The following is an 18518-nucleotide window of genomic DNA, read 5'->3' as shown; positions in this document are numbered from 1 at the left end:
GTACTAAAGTGCTTACTACGAAATAAAAATTTACATAATAATTACACCTCTTGCACTCATTCATGAATGCGCGATCGCATTTATATAGCTTTTTCCCCTTTCCCCTTTCCCCTATCTTTGAGGGTAATATTGAGGGTTGGTTGCAGGGTATTGGTAGCTGCTGTTGGGTGAAGGATTTATGTATGGGGGTGGATAACTTCCTGTATTGTTGGGTAAAGGTGGCATGAGTGGGGGTTGATAACCGCTTACGGGTGGAGTGTTGAGTGTGGGGTTGGTTTGAGGTGCGATGACTGGGGATTGATAACCGCTTGCGGGTGGAGTGTTTCCTATAGGGTTGGGTGTAATCGCATTTTGGCTGAATTGTTGGTAAGCAATACCAGAAATTGCACTGATGAGTTTTTCAGCGCGAGCATCGTTATTCGGACGTTGTATCATGACAGCGGCGATGTAGCGCTTGCCGGTGGGCATATCAACTAAACCAGCATCGGCTAACATTGTACCAATATCGCCGGTTTTGTGAGCAATTGTTGCGCCGACTCCCAAACCAGAGGGTAATAATGTATCTTTCTCTGTACGGCGCATGATATCGAGCAAGCGATCGCGCGATTGCAAACTCACTAAATTACTTTGATTCACCATCATAAGTAAATTCCCCAATTCTTTGGGACTGGTAGTGTTTGTACCTTCTAAATCTGGAAGTTTGTTACGAATAACGGTGGTTGTCAAACCCCAACTGCGAAAACGTTGATTTAACGCTTCAATACCGCCTAATTTGGCAATCAGCATATTTGTAGCGGTGTTATCGCTGATTGTAATCATTTTCGTGGCAACTTCCAGCGCCGTGAACTGAGTTCCCACAGGTTTATATTGCATATTTCCCGAACCACCTGCAACCATATCCTGTTGCATGGTTAGAGTTTCATCTAAGCGAATTTTGCCTGCATCTACATCTTGGAAAAATGCCACCAAAATCGGCACTTTAATTGTGCTAGCAGCGGGGAAACTTGCACCGGCGTTTACATCTACATAAGCACCATTATTCAAATCTACCAAGAAAACTCCTGGGGTCAAATTTGGACTTGCCAGTGCCAAATTTTGCACAGCATTTTTTAAGGAGGTGATTTCCTGAGATAAATATAAACCCCCACCAGCAGCTTGAGAATTTTGGGTAGGTTGTGGTTGACTTTGCCCAACATTTTCAGTATTCGATGCCGATGAAGTCGAGTTAATCCGAGTAGCAGGATCTAACACTGATAGCATTGTACCAACGATCGCACCAATACCAACTCCGACAATTAACAAGCGCATTGCATATAACAACGATCTTGCCATTGGCTTTAATTTAGTTTTGCGCGATCGCCTAACTGTTTTTGATACTACCTGCTTTCGCATCGGCTTTAAGTTTGCATCGGTGGGTTTAAGGGGTGGTATTCTTTTCTTGACAGCAGACGGCATAACTAACCCCGGTCGTGTCTTCGGCGCACCTGGAGGAGTAAGTGTAGTGCTGATTTTTTGGGGACGCGATTGCGGTTGGCTCTTTTTCTGTTTATTTTGTCCTACTGGTTGCACTTTCCGCTTATTTTGGCGTCGGTTGCTGGGTTGACGCCTTGAGAAAGCGATTAGTTTGTCATTTGATTCTGACACTGCTACTCCTTATGACCCACTCTTTAAAAGTTTATTGCATCCCGATCCAAAGCTTATTGCAACACTTTAATACTAAGTAGCATTTTTGTGTTTAGTTTAAGTTATATTCATGATTTTGGGGAGATGATCCGTATATAGTAAACGATGACTTACAAGTTTTGATGATCGCTCTTTCCCCCCATAGCCCATTCTACCTGCCGCAAAATTCCCCGCAACATAGCTACTTCCTTAGTTTGCAATCCAGCGCGATTATAAAGTTGCCGAAATTTTTCCATCCGACTAGCTGCCGTATGTGGATAAATGTAACCAATTTGCAACAACAGCGATTCTAATTGTTGGTAATATGTTTCCACAACCTCAAAAGGTGCGAGTTCAATTTTGCTTGAGCTTTGATTATCACTTTCTTTGACATTTTCTGCCAGTTCATAACAGCATATTCCCACAGCCATTGCCAGATTCAGCGATGGATAAATAGAATCGGTGGGAATGCGAATAAATCTCTGAGCGTAGTTTAATTCTTCATTACTTAAGCCCCGGTCTTCTGGACCGAAAATCAACGCTGCTGATTTTTCTTTTTCTTCTAATAACCAGGGTAATGCATCGCGGGGATTTTCTAAAGGCGTTTCCCAATCACGCACTCTCGCAGTTGTAGCGATCGCTCGAAAACATCCTTGCAATGCTTCTGGCAAAGTTGCCACCGATACCGCAGATTCTAAAACATCGTCGGCATGAACTGCCATTTTTTTTGCTTCCATCCCCAAAAAGTCACATTGAGGATTGACTAATACTAGATGATGTAGCCCGAAATTTTTCATCACCCGTGCTACAGACCCCACATTCATTGGACCTGCTGGTTCTACCAACACAATTTTTAACCAGTCCAATTTGATTTCTTGCATCGCCTTCTGCCTGCATAGTGTCTTGATAGTTATTGTACGCAGCACAGGTGAAAGCCTACGCAAAGTTGAGACATTCTGCGCTCTTGGGAACACTAAAAACCGGAAGTCTCAAAGATTCAGCAGAACAAACAGAATCTTCGCTCTTAGCGATAAGAGCGGCACGCGAGGGAAAGCGATCGCGCATCAAATTGTCGAACAAACCCACAATGATATTGAAATTCTCTTTGCTTGAGACTTATCTTTAAGCGGGCGATGGGACTCGAACCCACGACGTTCACCTTGGGAGGGTGAGATTCTACCACTGAATTACACCCGCAAATCTTTTAGCCTTATTTAAGACTAAAAGGCATTATACCACATTATATCATGCTCTAGTAGTAAGGACTTTAGTCCTTTATTTCAGTAGTAAGGACTTTAGTCCTTTATTTCAGTAGTAAGGACTTTAGTCCTTTATTTTAGTAGTAAGGACTTTAGTCCTTATCTTATAAAGATGAGGACTAAAGTCCTCACTACGAAGTTCTCAACTTTGTTACATGAGCGGACATGATATTATTTGTGAATTGAGTATTCAGAGGGCGGTTCTTCCCTACCAGGAGGCAAACTCATGACTTTTTCAACAGCAACCTTCTTGGGGCGCCGTTTCTTCTTGCCTATACCATATTTTGCCGTATCCACAATCCACCTTTGGAAAGAGTCGATATAAGTAAATATCACCGGCACAACCACCAAAGTCAGCAAAGTGGAAGTTGTGAAACCGCCCAAAATCGCAACTCCCATCGGTTGACGAACTTCAGCACCAGCACCAATTCCCAAAGCTAGAGGAATGATACCGGCAATAGTTGCCAAAGAAGTCATCATAATTGGGCGCAATCGGGACAATCCGGCTTCTAGGAGCGCCTCACGTTGTTTTTTGCCTTCTTGGAGGTTCATAATTGCATAGTCAACCAAGAGAATCGAGTTTTTGGTAACAACTCCCATCAACAAAACGATACCAATCAGCGCGTAAATTCCCAAGGGTTTTTGAGCAACCATCAAGGCTACGAGTGCCCCACCTAAACAAAAGGGCAACGCCATCATAATCGCTATCGGATAGAGGAAGTTATTATACAGCAAAACCAGAATCGCATAGATACTCATTAATGCCAGCCCCAGTGCAGTACCAAAGCGAGTGAAGATTTCTGCCATAATTTTCGCACTTCCAGAAGGTTGCTGACTGACTCCTGGTGGCAAGTTGGTGAATGCAGGTAACTTGTCAACTGCATTTACTGCTTCTCCTAAAGAGATACCTTGCAAGTTTGCTTCCACAGCGACTTGACGAGAGCGATCGAAGCGGTTGACGGTTGCAGGACCGCTACCAAAGCGGATATCTGCCACAGCAACGAGGGGAACCAAGGTGTTATTTTGAGTCGGGACTTGCAGATTTTTGATAGTGTTGATGTCTGTTCGCGCTTTCGGATCGATTTGGACGCGAATTGGAATTTGGCGATCAAGAAGATTGTATTTTGCCAAATTTGCCTCGATATCGCCGATAGTTGCCAGGGATGCAGTCCGGGCAATTGCTTGCACGGTTACGCCTAAATCTGCTGCCCGCTGCGGATCGGGTATTACCAAAATCTCTGGTTTTACCAGACTTGCAGTTGAGGACACTTCTACTAATCCCGGTACGGTTCGCATCTGCTTTTCTAATGCGTTAGCAGCTTTAAGCAAAGCGTCTGGATTTTCACTTCTGAGAACTATAGATAATTCTTTGCCACTGTCACCAGGTCCTTGACTTTGGAAACTAATTCTCGCTCCCGGTATTTGCTGGAATATAGGACGTATTTGCACCTCAAACTCTTTTTGAGTAACTTTTCGTTCTTCTCTAGGTTTGAGCTTGACGGTGAGGGTAGCTAAATTTATTTCTTCTGTGGCTAGCACGCTTTCAACTGCTGGATTTTGCCGGATGAGGTTAGTTCCTTGCGTCGCTACTTTGTTGATATCTAGCAAGGTAGAACCTGGGGGTAATTCTATCGAAACAACGGAAATACCCAAGTCTCCGTCATCCACAAAACCTTTGGGGATACCGGGAATCAGCATCAAACTGGCAATGAAGAAAGCCATCGCAATACCCAATGTTGTCAATCTATGGCGTAATGCCCACTTCAACAGTGATTTATAAGGTTGAAAGCGTCGCCGGCGAGAAGAAGGAGAAGAAACGCTTTCAGCTTTTAACTCCGAGGGGTAGGGGGGAAGTGAGAAAGGAATTTCTTCTTCTTGATTCTTTTTGCGACCTAGAAACGGAAAATTTATCCCAAAAAATCTGATTCCTTTTTTGCGCTTGTGCTGTTTTGCACCTTCGTCGTGTTTCTTATCCTTGAGCAAATACGCACCCATCATCGGTGTAACCATCCGTGCCACAAAAGTTGAGAAAATTGTGGAAACGGCAACGGTGACACCAAAAGGTTGGAAAAACTGCCCCGGAATACCACCCATAAAAGCAACGGGCAAAAACACGGCAATAATAGTCGCAGAACTCGCAATCACTGCTAGTCCCACTTCATCAGAAGAGTCAAAAGAAGCTTCCCAAGCTGTTTTGCCCATTGCCATGTGCCGTTCCATGTTCTCAATTTCCACAACGGCATCATCGACCAAGTTACCCACCGCTAGCGCTAATCCCAACAAAGTCATGTTGTTGAGGGTGTAACCTAACGCTTGCTGCACAAAAAAGGTAGGAATAATCGACAAAGGCAAAGCTACTGCTGTAATTAATGTTGCTCGCCAGTCTTTCAAAAATACGAGAATTACTATTACCGCCAGCAATGAGGCTTGAATTAATTCATCAATTGTGCTTTCATACGAGGCACGCACGGGGGTGGCTCTGGTATAAATTAAGTCCAGCTTCACGTCTTGGGTCAGGGTTTTTTGCAGTTCTTCTAACGCTGCTTTTACTCCTTCTTCTACTGTCACCGTGACGCTACCCGTACTCCGCAATACTTGGAAGGCTACCACAGGTTTGTTATTCAACCGTGCAGATTGGCGAATGTCACCAAATTTATCTTCTACCGTCCCCAAACTAGATAAGGGCACGGAACCACCATTAGGCAAGACAATTTCGTAATTTTTCAGGTCATTGACGCTTTTGGCACTACCTAGGGTGCGGATACTTTGTTCGCTACCGCCAACTTCGCTGCGTCCACCAGGTAAGTTGATGTTAAAAGCGCGTACTTGGTCGTTTACCTGAGTAGCGGTGATGCCTAGGGATTGTAAACGATTTGGGTTAAGGTTAATCCGAATTTCTCGGTCAACTCCACCTATACGCTTAACTTGTCCCACTCCCTTGACTGATAACAAAGCGCGGCTGATAGTTTGGTCTACGAGGTTACTTAATTCTTCTACAGTTTGCTTGCTGGATGTAACAGCGTAGGTGACGATGGGACCGCCGGCAAAATCTACACGTTCGACTATCGGATCGTTGATATCTTGGGGTAAATCTTGGCGAATTTGGGAAATAGCGTTGCGGACATCGTTGGTAGCGCGATCGCTATTTGTACCCAAAATAAAAGTTATTATCGTCCTTGATGAACCATCAGTAACGGTGGAACGCAATTCATCGATGTTTCCTAACCCAGCAACAGCATCTTCAATTTTTTTCGTCACTTGAGATTCAAGTTCCGCAGGACCCGCACCTGGTTGGGTAACATTAACCGAAACTGTTGGCACATCAATATTTGGGTTAGTATCAATTCCCAAAGAAATGAAGGAGAACCAACCGATTATTGTCAATACTAAAAATATAACTATCGTCGGGACAGGTTTTTTAATTGCCCAAGACGAGATATTGAAAGACATATAAATTTTGGTAATTGATAATTGGTAATTGGTAATTGGTAATTGGTAATTGGTAATTGGGCAATGGGCAATGGGCATTGGGCATTGGTAATAGTTCTTTTCCTAGTCCCTAGTCCAAGCGTCCCTAGTCCAAGCGTCCCTAATCCCTAGTCCAAGCGTCCCTTTTCCCCACTATCCACGCTCCTACTGTCTGTTGACTACGCGCACTTTATCGCCATCTTTGATGTATCCTGCGCCATCTACAATTACGCGATCGCCTACTTTCACTCCTTTTTTAATTTCCACTCTGCCACCAATAAGACTTTCTCCTCTTTCTACTTTCACAGCACGTACTGTGTCTTCACCCGATAGGATGAATACACTGGTAGTACCATCCGGTTGGGGTAATACGGCTTTTTCTGGTGCTGCCATCCCTACCGTTGTATTGATGGTAATCACCGCACGCGCAAACATTCCGGGTTTAAGTAAATTTGTCTGCGGTAAGTCAATTTTTACGGTTGCTTCGCGTCTTTGCTGATTGATCACCGGTTGTATCTCTCTAACTCGTCCTTGCAAACGCACGCGGTTATCGAGATCCGAGGTAATTTGCGCGGGTGCGCTAATTTTCACCTGTGATAATTGAGTTTCGGGAACCAGCGCTTGAAGTTCTAGACTGCCGTCACTAATAATGGAAAATAGCTTTTGCGTACCACCAACTACAGTTCCTACCTGAGTTTGCGGGGGTACTCCCGTCACATCTCCAACTCTAACTAGTTTCTCGGCTATAAGTCCAGAAACTGGCGCACGCACCACAGTTTGTCCCTGCTGAGTTCTGACTTGTTGGACTTTCGCATTACTACTCTTGACAGCAGCTTGGGCGCTGTTGATATTCGCGCTGGCGATGTTGACATTTGCTTGGGCACTCTTGACAGCAGCTTGAGCACTCAAGACATCCTGTTCGGCGCTTCTAACATTGGCTTCGGCGAGACGCACGGCTTCTGTAGCTGTTGCTACAGTTGTTGTCCGAGTCAAGAGTTCTTGTTTGCTAATTGCACCTGCATTTGCTAATTGTTGATAGCTTTGGAGATTCTTTCTGGCTTCATCTAACCTCGCCTTAGTTTGAGCCACATCAGCAAGTCTTTGCTGCACTACCGCTTGCCGGGAAGCCACATTTGCCTGACTGGTGGCTACAGCCGCTTGCTTTGAAGCTAGATCCGCCTGTTGAGATCCTACATCTGCCTGCTTTGATTCCACATCAGCTCTTGCTTGGCGAATTTGGTCTTGCAATACTGAATCATCCAGAATTGCCAAAACTTGACCTTGTTTAACTGAATCTCCTTCTTTTACTAAGACTTGTTTGATTTGCAAGCCATTTGTTTGCGGTAATACCGGAATCAAATCACGCGCTGTTACAGTACCTGTAGTAGTTAGGGTACGGGCAATACGAGTGATTTCAACCGGAGCGACGGTGACTGTCATTGAGGGGGCAAGATTTGCGGCAGGTTTAGTTGCTACCGGATTTTGTTGACCGGCGGAACGATTAGCTAATAAACGCATTCCCCCTAAAGCGATCGCTATTCCCAAAGCAGTACCCAGCAATAGCGGTAATAGCCAAGGACGCGATCGCCTACTAACCCATTCTTCCTCAAAGTCAGCATCCTCGATTTTCCTCAGTTCTTGCACATCAATATCTGATAAATGCTCCTCCCCCATAGTCATTCCTCCACTTTTTACCCAAATGCTAATAATGGTAATTGCTTAAAAAAACTTTAAATTAATTACTATATATTAACTATGACTCATTACCTACGCTTATGGCTGTATGAATACGTAAAATCTATCTATAAAAAAGTCATATTTGAAAAAGTGGAGAAGTTAGCACCCCTATCTGTAAGGCTTGAGTAGCAATAAAGCGCGAAATTAAAATTTATCACCGTAAATTTCCCACGAAAGAAGCCGTCAAAAGCGGACTTCTTTCATTTTTACTTTCATAGTCCGTATAATGTCTTCACCTGATCGGGTGAATGCAATGGCATTGACATTTGGTTGTAGTCAATCAGATCGTTGTTTAGCACTGTCTATAACTTTGCGCTTCATGAAGGCGATCGCCTATGCTGTGATAGATACATTCACAGCACAGGACACCCACCCATAAATGCGATCGCAAGAGTGCGGGCGCTTTGCGCCATCGCATTCATAGCTACTGGACAAATCTGCGTACTCAATTCCAGCAAATGCCTGCCCAATTATTTAACTTTGACAAGAAATAAATAACAGTATGTTCAACGCGACTGAAATTTTAATTGATGCTTTTGTCAAGCAAATTCGAGAAGGCTACCGCCGTACTTACGGCTGCTTAAAAACTGACTACCAGGACATCATAGCTTGGGCAGGCAACATGGCTTTGGAAAACATTGCCAATAGCGATGCTCTATATCACAATGTTGAACATTCTGTCTTAGTCACGCTTGTGGGACAGGAAATTCTCCGGGGCAAACATATCCGTGAGGGTGGGGTTTCGAGTGAAGACTGGTTGCATTGTGTCATCTCCTTAGTGTGCCACGATATCGGCTATGTCAAAGGAGTTTGCCGACAAGACCGAGAAACAGATAACTTGTATGCTACAGGTAAAAATGGGCAAATGATTAGTCTTCATCCTGGCGCTTCGGATGCCAGCCTCACACCGTATCATGTTGATCGAGCAAAACTATTCATTGATGAGCGTTTTGGCGGTCACACGCTGATAGATTCTGAGGTAATTAAGAGTAACATTGAATTGACTCGGTTTCCAGTGCCCACAGCAGACGATCATCAAGGTACAAGTAACTTTGCAGGCTTAGTGCGTGCTGCCGATTTGATTGGACAATTAAGCGATCCGCGTTACTTGCGGAAAATTACTTCTTTATTCTACGAGTTTGAAGAAACGGGAATAAATAAAGTTTTGGGTTATAAAACTCCTGCCGATTTGCGGAAGAACTACGCCAAATTTTACTGGAATGGCGTATATCCTTATATTAAAGAAGGACTGCGTTATTTGTCTTTGACACAGCAAGGAAAACAAATTGTTGCTAATCTTTATTCAAATGTATTTGTTGTCGAACACGAAAAACAACAAGACGAACGATATTTAGAAGAGTTAGGAGTGAGGAGTGAAGAGTTAGGAGTGAGGAGTTAGGAGTTAGGAGTTAAGAATTATGAATTGTGAATTATGAATAAGTAAAAAAGTTCCATAATTCATAACTTGCACCCAACAATTAACCACTAACCTCTAACACCCAACAATTAACCACTAACCCCTAACACCCAACCACCAACAACTAACAACCAACAACTAACAACCAACAACTAACAACCAACAACTATTATGAATTGGTGGCAAAGACTCAAGAAAAATCCGTTGGCGCGATTTGGCGCAATTTTGCTATTAGTTTTCTATGTAGCAGTAATTGCAGCTGATTTCATCGCTCCTTACGATCCATATGTAACACAAGCTAATGGTTCGCTATTACCACCTACTCAGGTTTATTGGTTTTCTAAATCGGGGCAGTTTATCGGTCCTCATGTTTATCCGACGACGCAAGGAGACACAAATTTAGAAACGGGTAAGCGAGAACTGATCGTAGACCGCAGCAAACCTTCACCTTTACGTTTATTCGTCCAAGGTTCAGAGTACCATTTGTTTCAGCTTAGTTTTCCCGTACCGCCCAAATGGGAGGAAGTGACAATAATCCCTGGTATTCCACTCAATTGGCATTTGTTTGGCACAACCGATAATGTCAAATTCAATCTTGTGGGTACTGATGACCAAGGTCGCGACCAATTCACCCGCTTGTTGTATGGTGGTCGCATTAGTTTATTTATTGGAATTATCGGGGTACTTGTTACCTTTCCCCTTGGTCTGTTGTTTGGGGGAATTTCTGGTTATTTCGGCGGTTGGACTGATAGTATAATCATGCGTTTAGCTGAAGTGCTGATGACTTTTCCTAGTATTTATCTTTTGGTGAGTTTAGGGGCAGTATTACCAGCTGGTTTAAGTAGCACTCAGAACTTTTTGCTAATTGTGTTGATTACTTCGGTTATTAGTTGGGCTGGGTTAGCGCGGGTAATTCGCGGACAGGTACTCTCAATTAAAGAGCGAGAGTTTGTCCAAGCTGCACGGGCAATGGGTGGTAAGCCACTTTATATTATTCTCCGTCACGTTTTGCCGCAAACTGCTACTTATGTAATTATCGCTGCTACGCTTTCAGTTCCTAGCTTTATTGGGGCAGAAGCGGTACTTAGTCTGATTGGTTTGGGCATTAAACCACCAGATCCTTCTTGGGGTAATATGCTTTCTTTGGCAACCAATGCTTCAGTTTTGGTACTGCAACCTTGGCTAATTTGGCCCCCTGCTATACTGATTATTCTGACAGTATTGGCTTTCAATTTACTGGGTGATGGATTAAGGGATGCGCTTGATCCGCGTAGTTTGCGAAGGTAGTTTTTTGTTGTAGTTGAAAAAGTGCGATCGCACTTTTTTATCTAACTTATAAAGTGCATTTGTATTTATAAGAGCGATTTTCAACGGGTCGCGCTCTTGTTCTGCGACTTCGGCGTAGCAAGTCGGGGAGGAATGGCGCTCCGGGACTGGGGACTGGGGACTGGGGACTGGGAATAGTTTTCTTCAAAACTTGGTTGGGGTCCCAATCCCCCTACTCGTTTCCCCAGTCCCCAGTCCCTAATCCCCAATCCCTAGTCCCTCGTTCAACTTATTTATTAACTTTGTTCCTTTACTGACAATATCTCTGCCTGCAAAATCCGCCATGTATCTATTTCAATAGCAAGAATTTCTTCTGCCATTTGTTCATCAGTCATACCTCGCTCCTGCATTTCTGGCAAAAAACCAAGCGGGGAAATTTTCCAACCTCGCGTTTCAATTGCTAACCACCAAGCATCTCTATTTTCTTGCAAACCAAGAGCATTGGCAGCTGACCGAACACCACAAACAAAGTTTAAAGCAGATTTTCCATCTACTGGAAAGAAGTAGATCGCTTTGCGTTGATGGCAAGTTTTGAAGCGGACAGTTTCTAACAAGTCAATAACAGCCCGGATTCTTTGTTTAACATCCATTCACAACATCCTAAATATACCAAGGAAGATTAACGTCCCCTAATGAATCAAGCTAGATTTCACCTTGATCGTAGGTAATAGCTTGACATCCACTCAAATTAACAGGTGAAGCTGCAACACCACGACGAAAATCAATTATCTGCTTGAGAGTCGCTCCTGTATCACTTCCCGGCTTGAGGGTGACTAGTATATTTTCTGATGTACAAGGTATACGTTTGCGGTTAGCGATACATAAAACTGGATAGCCGTTAAAATTGTCTCTGCTAGTGATAAAAAGCGACCCATTGTCGTAATAACGCTGAAACCTGGCAGAAACAATCTTACAGCGCTGTGATGCTGGAAAGTTCTTAAAATCTGTAACTACCTACCGGATGAATGTTTCATTCCCCCGTGAAGAGCGTACCTTGGTAACTGGTATCCCGTTTTCCTGAGTGCAAAAGAATTTGTTATTTCCAGCGTAACTCGGTTGGTTACTTGTGGTAGTGGCGATCGCCAAACCTAAAGCCAAAGTCCCAAAAGCTGTTGCTACCCCTGGTAAGATTTGAGCAAATAACTTCAGCTGCATATATAAGTATTAATAACTAAAAAGACGTTAATTTAAACTTGACAGGAATACAGCAAGCTACAACCCGAAACTCTAGTTTTTCGGAATTATGCTCAGATATATCACTAAAAATTAGCTTTTTTAATAAAGAAATGATAAATAAAATATTTTTGAACTTAACAAAGCGATTCGCTGTGGTAAGGACGACTTGTGCTGTGGTAACGACAACTTCTGCTGTGGTAACAAAGCAATTCGCTGTGGTAAGGAAGCGATTCGCTGTGTTAACAAAGCGATTCGCTGTGGTAAGGAAGCGATTCGCTGTGGTAACGACAGCTTGTTACGAACGCTCGATCGCACTCAAGAAAAAGAGCGATCGCTTTTTCATTCAATCCCAAAACCTAATTTGATTGCTAAGGTAGCAGTTCTTTGGTATTCAACTTTTTCCGGTTGTATCAAGTTAAAATTTCGTCGGTCTTCTTGCCATAACAATTCTTCATCCCGCTCCGACAAGTTTCTCATACCGCTTGCGCCCATTCCTACGCACTGGGGAAGTGGTTGGTTTGTGCGGAGGAGATATTGTTGTATTGCTTCTTGTATAAGTTCAGCTTGGGTGCGTCCAGTTGTTTGAGCAAGACGATTAAGAGAATTGTCTATTTCTTCTGGTAAGTAAACTGTAGTTTGCTTCATGCTTGATAGCCTAGCACAAGGTTTCAACGTTCATATTATATGATGAGTGCTGATTTTTGCATTGAAAGTTACTTGTGGATGGAGTGCGATCGCACAAATGAAGTAGCATCCGGAAACTAAGGAGAAAATTATGTAATTTTTATCCGGAAAGCCTACCCTACCTAGTGAATTTACTGATACAATTACATCTAAATAAAGGCTCTACAGGTAAAATATAAGCAAAACAACTTAAACAAGTAAGTATGTAGGCAAGAAAATTTACAACTATTTCATTGCGAGTGAAACGAAGTGGAACGTAGCAATCGCAAGGACTCTGGCAACTTTATATTTATTTGCATAGTTAAGTTTATTTGTGCCTACCTACTTATTACCTTTCTACTGCTAGTAACAAACCTAATCTAGTTAGAAATTTTATATATATTACCAAAGCACTATGAAATTTAACTACTCGCTTGGCAAAATGGTAATAGTACTAACCTTTTTTTTTAGTTTTTCTGGGTTAACACAAGATATAAAAGGTAGTAGTAATCAGGGAGGAATAAACGAGTCAAACACATATTACTTTGGTCTTCGAGTAGGCGCTTATCCTATAAGTTATCAAGATGAATATGGTAATTGGAAAGGTTACTGCAATGCTTTCATAGAGACTTTAAAACAACGTTTTTCTCAAAAAAAGATAGAAATAATACCTATTACAAGAAGAAACCGTTTTACAGGTAAAGGAGATAGTGGAAAAGAGCTGGATGCCGAGTGCGGACCTAACACTATAACTGAAGGACGTAAAGCAAAAGAATTAAAAGAAAATGGTCGTGATGGTAAATTTTCCGAACCTTTTGCTTGGACAGGTGCAAAATTTATATTACCAGCTAAAAAAATAGCACTTTTTGATAATCAAAGTGAACTTCAACAAATTAAAATTGGAGTTATTAGGGGAACAACAACAAAAACTTTAGTTGAAACACTTTATCCATCATTGATTAAAAACATTGTGCTTTTACAAGATGATAAAGACGGAATTAATAAAATCAAGAATGGGGAAATTGATGTATATTATAATGACGAACTTAGTAGTTTAATAAACCTCCAAAATTCAAATAATAAAGAAAAATATTTTATTTCGCCTGAACTTGTAAACCATGAGCAGCATGGAATAATTGTTTACCATATAAATAAAGATAAAAATAGACAGCTACTTAATGTTATTAATGATTTGTTAGAAAAAGCAAAAATAAAGACATTTGGTAGTACACAACTTAAAATATTAGAGAATTCAGAATTTCAGAAGTTTCAGGAAGATACGAATTTACATGAAAACATTAAATCAGATAGTTTTTTATCTATTAGTAAAGAACTTTTGTGGCTGTTGTTTGCAATTATTACTTGTGGAATTGTTTTATTATTAATTATTCGTGGGATTAATTGTGCTAGAAAAAGCAAAGGGATTTCAACAATACGGACTCTAAGAAATAACGATTCCAATCATTTAGACATCCAAGAGGCTCGTGCCGGCTCTTCAAAATTTGAATCTTCTTCACTCACACATCAAATTCTTCAGTTCATCAACAATATTCATTTTCAGGCAAACAATGATAATGCTCAAGGAGATAATATGCCAGAAAATCATAATAACTCAAACTCAAGCCGCAATATTAATGTTGGAGGTGATTTTAATCTCGAACAAACTGGTTCAAACTTCAATATTGGAGATATTAGTGGCTCTGTGAGCAATACTGTTCAACAGTTGAAAGATTCCGAACAGCCAGAAGCTCAAGAGCTTGCTGACCTAATTTCTCAATTGCAAAAAGCGATTGAGAATGACTCAAAGCTGACTGATGAACAGAAAAAGGATGCTTTAGAGGCTTTGGCTTCTATTGGAGAAGAAGCCCAAAAACCCCCAGAAGAACGTATTCAGAAAATCTGTAAGTTTGCTCTCAGTTCACTAAAAGCTTTGATTGGGATTGCCACTGATACAAACATCTTTAAAGAATTTCTTCCCCAAGTTAGCAAGTTAATGGGATTTTAAATTGGGGCTGCTAAGTAGGTAGACATAAATAAATTAAAGTTTGTAGTTAGCAGGAAAACGCTAACTACAAACTTTGTTTAAGGTAATTAAGCGGAGATAATATAGCTCCTGATTAAGATTCCATCACTTCTGCTGTCTTCTTTTTATCCAACTTGAGAATCAACACTCCCAAAGGTGGCAAACACAAATCCAGCGAATAAGGATGATTGTGCAACGACCAATTATCAGTCCACTTACCGCCTAAATTGCCCATATTGCTGCCGCCATATTGACGCGCATCACTATTAAACAACTCATTATAAAATCCGAATTCGGGTACACCGATGCGGTAATGAGAATGCGGTTGCGGTGTGAAGTTGCAAACCGCAATAATGAAATCATCAGAATCTTTATCGCGACGGATAAAGAAAACCACGCTATGACGGTTGTCGCTACAGTCAATCCACTCAAACCCCGCTTGAGCAAAATCTTGGCTATATAAAGCTGGTTCCGAGCGATAAAGATGATTGAGTTCGCTAAAAAACTGCTTTAACTGTTGGTGCGGCTCATGCTGAAATAAATGCCATTCTAAATCACTCCAAACATTCCACTCACTCCACTGCCCAAACTCCATGCTCATAAACATGGTTTTCTTACCTGGGTGAGCAAACATATAGGTAAATAAACAACGCACATTCGCTAACTTCTGCCATCTATCTCCGGGCATCTTGCCGATGATATTGCTCTTGCCATGCACGACTTCATCATGTGACAGTGCCAACATGAAGTTCTCGCTGTGGTGATACCACATGCTAAAGGTGATATTGTTCTGATGGAACTGACGGAACCAAGGGTCCATGCTGAAGTAGTCCAGCATATCGTGCATCCAACCCATATTCCACTTTAAGTTAAAGCCCAGTCCACCTGTATAAGTGGGCCAAGATACCATCGGCCAAGAGGTAGATTCTTCGGCAATTGAGACAATGCCGGGAAAATAGCTGAAAATAGTGTGATTTGTCTGACGCAGAAAATCTGCGGCTTCTATGTTTTCTCTACCACCGTATTGGTTTGTCACCCATTCGCCTTCTTTGCGGCAATAGTCAAGATAAAGCATCGAGGCGACAGCATCAACACGAATTCCGTCAATGTGGTATTTGTCAAACCAGAAGAGGGCATTTGCTACTAAGAAATTCCGGACTTCGTTGCGGCTGTAGTTGAAGACAAGAGTACCCCATTCTTTATGTTCGCCTTTGCGGGGGTCGGCGTGTTCGTAAAGGTGAGAGCCATCAAAGAAAGCTAAACCATGTCCATCTTTGGGAAAGTGACCGGGAACCCAATCGACAATCACGCCAATATTGTTTTCATGGCATTGATCGACAAAATACATGAAATCTTCCGGCGCTCCAAAACGCGAGGTGGGAGCAAAGTATCCGGTTACTTGATAGCCCCAAGAGCCATCAAAAGGATGCTCGGCAATTGGTAGCATTTCAATATGGGTATATCCCAAGTCTTTGACGTAGGGAATCAGTCGTTCTGCTAATTCGCGGTAGGTAAGGAAGCGTGCGCCTGGGTTAAGTTCGGATACAGAAACTACGGGCTGAATTTCACCATTGGGTAGCTTGGGTGGTTCGGCGCTAGAAGCGTGTAACCAAGAGCCTAAATGCACTTCGTAAACGGAAATCGGCTGGGTGAGGGGGTCGGTATGGCGACGTTTTTCCATCCAGTCTTCGTCACCCCAGCTATAACTATTTAAGTCGGTGACAATCGATGCGGTTTTAGGACGGACTTCTTGCTGGAAGCCGTAAGGGTCAGATTTTTCGTAAATATGTCCTTCAAAATTTTTGATTTCATATTTATAGTGTTCTCCTACTCCCAGTCCGGGAATAAATAATTCCCAAACGCCGGTGGAACCTTTCCGCATTTGGTGTTTGCGTCCGTCCCAGTTGTTGAAATCTCCCAGTACGGAAACGTTACGGGCGTTGGGTGCCCAAACTGCAAAATAAACGCCTTTTACGCCGTCTATTTCGGTGGCGTGCGCTCCCATTTTCTCGTAAATGCGGTGATGGTTGCCTTCGCTAAAGAGGTGCAAATCGAATTCTGTCAAGTTTGGAGAACGAAAGGCGTAAGGATCGTAGGTGACACGTTCGTGTTCTCCTTCTTTGATGCGTAACTGGTAGTTTGCCAGTTCTGAGATTTCAATCGTGCATTCAAAGAAGTGGGGATCGTGTACTGTTTCCATTGGGTATTCCTTACGTTCTTCAGGAAGAACTACCCAAGCTGCACTTGCATTTGGTAGGTAGGCTCGCACAGCCCAGACGTTTTTACCATTCTGTTCGATGAGGTGGGAACCAAGTACTTCAAAGGGATCGTGATGTTGGTTCCAAACGATGCGGTTAACCTGTTCTGGAGCGATCGTGGTCATGGACATGAAGCTACCTACGTGAAATATGGTGATTGGTACGACTTTTTTAATATCTATATATATTCTTTACATTTATTTGCAGATTTTGTCGCCACCTTTTTGGTACTTCACTAATGAATTCTTCCTTCGGCTTTGTTGTGGCGTGAAAAATAAACAGATAAAGAAAAAAGGTGATGCACTTGTAGTTTTCGGGTGATGGAAATTAAAGAAAAATTTAAGGTTACAAGTTTAAAAAGGGAAAAACCTGAAGTAATGCTTTACGGATGCGAAGCAAGAAAACTTGTTCGCGAATTTTGGGAGTCAGTTTTGGTGGTGGGCTGGTTTGCAGTTGAGTAAGCAGTTCTGCGTATTCGCCGGCAGTTAAGGGTTTGCCATCAACAGGCGATCGCGCTTCTATAATTATCTCTGTTCGCAGTATCTCTTCGGGTGTATCGGATGGATCGGGTAATGCGATTCCTGATGCCCGCCAATCGTTAACTAACCATACCACTACACTAGTGCTGATGCTAACCACAAAAAATATTATCGCTTTTTTTGCTTTTACTCTCTGCATCTGGGCACTTAGCATGTAATGTACAACACGATTTCGTACTGATACTTCCATTCAACTAAATCTTCTCACGTATGGGGTGCGGATTGCTGTTCTTAATTTTGTCTAAATAAATTCTCTTTTTACAAGTATCTTTACGTACTACTTGAGATTGTTGGTCTTCAGGCGTAGACGCATAGCGGTTCAGCAGCGCTGCGGGAGGGTTTCCCTCCGCAGGCGACTGCTGAACCCGAAGGGCTTGTCGCTAGACATCGCGCCTTTATTCCACCTATAAATCGGACTTGCATAAAAATCTCGCACTTTGTCAAGCCTCATTACCACCAATTCTTTGTAACGATCCGAGCGAGTCTTTACTACGCATGTCAGTCTGTGCATACGTTACATGTAACGTCTCTTCTTCAAAATCGAGAATTCGTATCATAAATAGACTATAGTCAATGCACAATCGCAATTGCCAGTGAGCGTGATTAATTTTTTCTCACTCTTCTCTTCTTTTGTTGGAGAGGCTGCGCGAACGAAACCAAGGCGATCGCTGGCTCACTTTCAACCATTGAATCATTTAGCCATGCCAAACAAAGAGTGTAAAGTATTTTACCCGCAAACTAAGTCTACTTCTTGAACTCAACTTATTTATGGGGCTTACAGTTAATTTGGAACCACAAATTTATCGGTTACAACAAAACACGGGCGGACACTAAGTAGCGGCGAAGACCGTCAAAACTAGTGTCCTCCTCTTGTTGTACTTACTAATATTTTAGTGCGCTAGGAAGGGCGCTCCTAGCTTTTAATCCACCATAAAATTGATAGCACGCTTGAACTTACTCAACTAAGTATGATGTAGTGAGGAGCGCTGC

General features: G+C 42.4%; 13 protein-coding genes, 1 tRNA gene and 1 pseudogene. 4 read left to right on the top strand and 11 right to left on the bottom strand.

Features of this window, described 5'->3' with window-relative positions:
- Positions 1-111: 111 nt before the first annotated feature.
- From PI95_RS17465 to PI95_RS17445, 5 genes are all read right to left on the bottom strand, one after another.
- Positions 112-1644: a serine hydrolase gene (locus PI95_RS17465; RefSeq protein WP_039737670.1), complete on the bottom strand. Its 1533-nt coding sequence runs from the start codon at positions 1642-1644 to the stop codon at positions 112-114.
- Positions 1645-1793: 149 nt separating this feature from the next.
- Positions 1794-2543: an RNA methyltransferase gene (locus PI95_RS17460; protein ID WP_201280497.1), complete on the bottom strand. Its 750-nt coding sequence runs from the start codon at positions 2541-2543 to the stop codon at positions 1794-1796.
- Between the two features lie 244 nt (positions 2544-2787).
- A tRNA-Gly gene (locus tag PI95_RS17455) sits at positions 2788-2859 on the bottom strand.
- 233 nt (positions 2860-3092) lie between these two features.
- Positions 3093-6371, bottom strand: coding sequence for an efflux RND transporter permease subunit (locus tag PI95_RS17450; RefSeq protein ID WP_039738295.1), 3279 nt, complete (start codon positions 6369-6371; stop codon positions 3093-3095).
- A gap of 183 nt (positions 6372-6554) precedes the next feature.
- On the bottom strand, positions 6555-8063 hold the full coding sequence (locus tag PI95_RS17445; protein ID WP_039737668.1) for an efflux RND transporter periplasmic adaptor subunit: 1509 nt from the start codon (positions 8061-8063) through the stop codon (positions 6555-6557).
- Positions 8064-8352: 289 nt separating this feature from the next.
- Between PI95_RS17445 and PI95_RS17440 the strand changes: the two genes are divergently transcribed.
- The 3 genes from PI95_RS17440 (at position 8353) to PI95_RS17430 (ending at position 10830) form a co-directional block, all read left to right on the top strand.
- Positions 8353-8505 carry a hypothetical protein gene (locus PI95_RS17440; RefSeq protein ID WP_163518965.1) on the top strand — a complete coding sequence of 51 codons (153 nt, stop codon included), beginning with the start codon at positions 8353-8355 and terminating at the stop codon, positions 8503-8505.
- 123 nt (positions 8506-8628) lie between these two features.
- Positions 8629-9525, top strand: a complete 897-nt coding sequence (locus tag PI95_RS17435) for an Npun_R2479 family HD domain-containing metalloprotein (RefSeq protein WP_039737667.1) — start codon at positions 8629-8631, stop codon at positions 9523-9525.
- Positions 9526-9714: 189 nt separating this feature from the next.
- Entirely contained in the window at positions 9715-10830 is a 1116-nt protein-coding gene (locus PI95_RS17430; RefSeq protein ID WP_039737666.1) for an ABC transporter permease, read from the top strand.
- 275 nt (positions 10831-11105) lie between these two features.
- Here PI95_RS17430 and PI95_RS17425 read toward each other — a convergent pair whose 3' ends face one another.
- The 4 genes and pseudogenes from PI95_RS17425 to PI95_RS17410 all read right to left on the bottom strand — a co-directional run bounded on the left by PI95_RS17425 (position 11106) and on the right by PI95_RS17410 (position 12690).
- The gene (locus tag PI95_RS17425) at positions 11106-11459 is read right to left on the bottom strand and encodes a hypothetical protein (RefSeq protein ID WP_039737665.1); all 354 of its coding nucleotides are present in this window, start codon (positions 11457-11459) and stop codon (positions 11106-11108) included.
- A 52-nt stretch (positions 11460-11511) separates the two neighbouring features.
- Positions 11512-11790 (bottom strand): annotated as a pseudogene (locus PI95_RS37515) (COP23 domain-containing protein); the annotation flags it as partial.
- A gap of 33 nt (positions 11791-11823) precedes the next feature.
- Positions 11824-12024: a hypothetical protein gene (locus PI95_RS17415; RefSeq protein WP_052324659.1), complete on the bottom strand. Its 201-nt coding sequence runs from the start codon at positions 12022-12024 to the stop codon at positions 11824-11826.
- Positions 12025-12384: 360 nt separating this feature from the next.
- Positions 12385-12690: a ribbon-helix-helix protein, CopG family gene (locus tag PI95_RS17410; RefSeq protein WP_163518964.1), complete on the bottom strand. Its 306-nt coding sequence runs from the start codon at positions 12688-12690 to the stop codon at positions 12385-12387.
- A gap of 433 nt (positions 12691-13123) precedes the next feature.
- Between PI95_RS17410 and PI95_RS17405 the strand changes: the two genes are divergently transcribed.
- Positions 13124-14713, top strand: coding sequence for a type 2 periplasmic-binding domain-containing protein (locus PI95_RS17405; RefSeq protein ID WP_052324658.1), 1590 nt, complete (start codon positions 13124-13126; stop codon positions 14711-14713).
- A gap of 112 nt (positions 14714-14825) precedes the next feature.
- On the opposite strand, the gene glgB is transcribed toward PI95_RS17405, so the two are convergent.
- Positions 14826-17114, bottom strand: a complete 2289-nt coding sequence (gene glgB / locus PI95_RS17400; RefSeq protein WP_039737659.1) for a 1,4-alpha-glucan branching enzyme — start codon at positions 17112-17114, stop codon at positions 14826-14828.
- Between the two features lie 220 nt (positions 17115-17334).
- Positions 17335-17667: a hypothetical protein gene (locus PI95_RS17395; protein WP_039738287.1), complete on the bottom strand. Its 333-nt coding sequence runs from the start codon at positions 17665-17667 to the stop codon at positions 17335-17337.
- Between the last annotated feature and the right edge of the window lie 851 nt (positions 17668-18518).

Source organism: Hassallia byssoidea VB512170, assembly GCF_000817785.2.
In the GTDB taxonomy this organism is placed as follows: Bacteria; Cyanobacteriota; Cyanobacteriia; order Cyanobacteriales; family Nostocaceae; genus Hassallia; species Hassallia carrinoi.
Note: the sequence above shows the minus strand (reverse complement) of the source record. Positions and strands in the feature narration are given on the sequence as shown.

What these genes read in the sequence shown, in the direction of transcription:
- PI95_RS17460 (WP_201280497.1), bottom strand. Translation starts at nt 2,543, where the DNA reads ATGCAAGAAATCAAATTGGACTGGTTAAAAATTGTGTTGGTAGAACCA.
- PI95_RS17450 (WP_039738295.1), bottom strand. Translation starts at nt 6,371, where the DNA reads ATGTCTTTCAATATCTCGTCTTGGGCAATTAAAAAACCTGTCCCGACG.
- PI95_RS17445 (WP_039737668.1), bottom strand. Translation starts at nt 8,063, where the DNA reads ATGGGGGAGGAGCATTTATCAGATATTGATGTGCAAGAACTGAGGAAA.
- PI95_RS17440 (WP_163518965.1), top strand. Translation starts at nt 8,353, where the DNA reads ATGTCTTCACCTGATCGGGTGAATGCAATGGCATTGACATTTGGTTGT.
- PI95_RS17435 (WP_039737667.1), top strand. Translation starts at nt 8,629, where the DNA reads ATGTTCAACGCGACTGAAATTTTAATTGATGCTTTTGTCAAGCAAATT.
- PI95_RS17430 (WP_039737666.1), top strand. Translation starts at nt 9,715, where the DNA reads ATGAATTGGTGGCAAAGACTCAAGAAAAATCCGTTGGCGCGATTTGGC.
- PI95_RS17425 (WP_039737665.1), bottom strand. Translation starts at nt 11,459, where the DNA reads ATGGATGTTAAACAAAGAATCCGGGCTGTTATTGACTTGTTAGAAACT.
- PI95_RS17415 (WP_052324659.1), bottom strand. Translation starts at nt 12,024, where the DNA reads ATGCAGCTGAAGTTATTTGCTCAAATCTTACCAGGGGTAGCAACAGCT.
- PI95_RS17410 (WP_163518964.1), bottom strand. Translation starts at nt 12,690, where the DNA reads ATGAAGCAAACTACAGTTTACTTACCAGAAGAAATAGACAATTCTCTT.
- PI95_RS17405 (WP_052324658.1), top strand. Translation starts at nt 13,124, where the DNA reads ATGAAATTTAACTACTCGCTTGGCAAAATGGTAATAGTACTAACCTTT.
- glgB (WP_039737659.1), bottom strand. Translation starts at nt 17,114, where the DNA reads ATGACCACGATCGCTCCAGAACAGGTTAACCGCATCGTTTGGAACCAA.
- PI95_RS17395 (WP_039738287.1), bottom strand. Translation starts at nt 17,667, where the DNA reads ATGCAGAGAGTAAAAGCAAAAAAAGCGATAATATTTTTTGTGGTTAGC.